Source organism: Fictibacillus aquaticus (assembly GCF_002245695.1).
GTDB lineage: Bacteria > Bacillota > Bacilli > Bacillales > Fictibacillaceae > Fictibacillus > Fictibacillus aquaticus.
In genome coordinates, this window is record NZ_NOII01000108.1 from 1 (window position 1) to 1,494 (window position 1,494).

General features: G+C 44.6%; 2 protein-coding genes. Both read right to left on the reverse strand.

The window, feature by feature from the left end; translation table 11 throughout:
• Window positions 1-749 (reverse strand): coiled-coil domain-containing protein (locus CGZ90_RS20285; RefSeq protein ID WP_420841361.1); only part of this gene is annotated, 749 nt, incomplete at its 3' end.
• Between the two features lie 112 nt (window positions 750-861).
• The gene (locus CGZ90_RS20290; protein ID WP_425590193.1) at window positions 862-1,479 is read right to left on the reverse strand and encodes a permease-like cell division protein FtsX; all 618 of its coding nucleotides are present in this window, start codon (window positions 1,477-1,479) and stop codon (window positions 862-864) included.
• Window positions 1,480-1,494 lie beyond the last annotated feature (15 nt).

Genomic DNA, 1,494 nt, shown 5'->3' on the forward strand with positions numbered 1-1,494 from the left:
TCCATCTCGGCGCGGATAGCTGCTTCCTGAGCCTTCAATAGCTTTTCAGCGTTTTCTACCTTATGCACCTCATGCTCTAGATGGGACTGATCTTTTTTAAGCTGATCCATAAGCTTGTCCTTAGCAGCCATCTGTGAATCTAGCTGCTTACGTAGTTCCTGAAGCTGCGATGCTGCAATCTGAAGCTTCGTCAATGCTGCTTCAACTTTGGACTTTTTGCTTTCTAAAAGCTTTTTATCTTTCTTTTGATCCTCTAGAATCTGCTTGTCTTGGTCAGCGATCATATTAAGAGCGAATACACGCTCGATGAAGTTGCCGAAGTCCTTAGAACCAAGCATAACATCTAGATAACTGACCGCTCCGCCGTTTTCGTACATGGCTTTAACACGGTCTTTTAAAAGCTTATCGCGCTCGTCAATGCGTTTTTGCACGACTTCGATCTCTTTTTCAAGTTCAGCGATTTCTTCCTTCGTATCTGCGATCTCTGCTTCTTTCGCTCTGATTTTTTCATCGGTTTCAGTAGAAATTTTATCAAGACGCGCAATTTCTGATTCAAGTGCATCTTGCTTGTGCTCGTTTTGAGCGAGCTTCTTTTCAGCTGCTGCACCGCGCTGTTTGTTGGCATCCTGCTTCTTTTTGATTTCTGATAATGTTTCGGCTTTAGCGGTAGATTCTGGCTGCTGGTAAAAAGCTAGTGTTCCCAGTGCAAGACTGAGTGAAAGAGTAATTCCTGCAATCCTTCGATTCATGTGTTACTTTTCCCCCTTGTACCCCGAATTATATGTCGCGTTTATGATTATACTCGTAAGAACTTGCGCACTGATGTCACGCTTCCCCAGATTCCGATCGTTCCGCCGATTGCTACCAATAGAAGTGCCAGCTGCGGAATGAGCGGGTAAACCGGAAGCAAGTCAATAAAGACGGTTCCAAGCTTCTGGCTGACGGANNTGTCGCACCAACAAGCTTCATGATCTCGATCTCACGGCGGCGGGATACGATTGTCAGCTTAATCGTATTGGCGATCAGGAACATAGCAGTAAAAATAAGCCCGATGACGAGCGCGATACCAACGTTCCTTGCTGCACCAGTTACTTCAAACAGCTTTTCAACCGTTCCTTTTCCGTACTCGACTTTATAGACGAACGGATACTTTTCAATCTGTTTGGCGACAAGCGCCGTATCCTGAGGCTTCTTTGTCTCAATGACAAACGTGTCAGGAAGCGGGTTTTCCTTTTGAAGACCAGAGAAAACTTTCCCTTCATCTCCAAGGTCTTCAATCAAGTTTTTCAAGCCTTCTTCTTTAGACTGGAATTTAACTGATTCGACTTTCTGAATTTCTTCCAGCTCTTTTTCGTAAGCAGCATAGTTCTCTTTCTTTTCCGTCTGCTCGATGAACGCCCGAATGTGAACGTCTTTTTCGATCTGTCCTGCTACATGGTTGATGTTTAGCAAGATGGCTAAGAATACCCCTACGAGCAAGAGTGTTACGGTTAC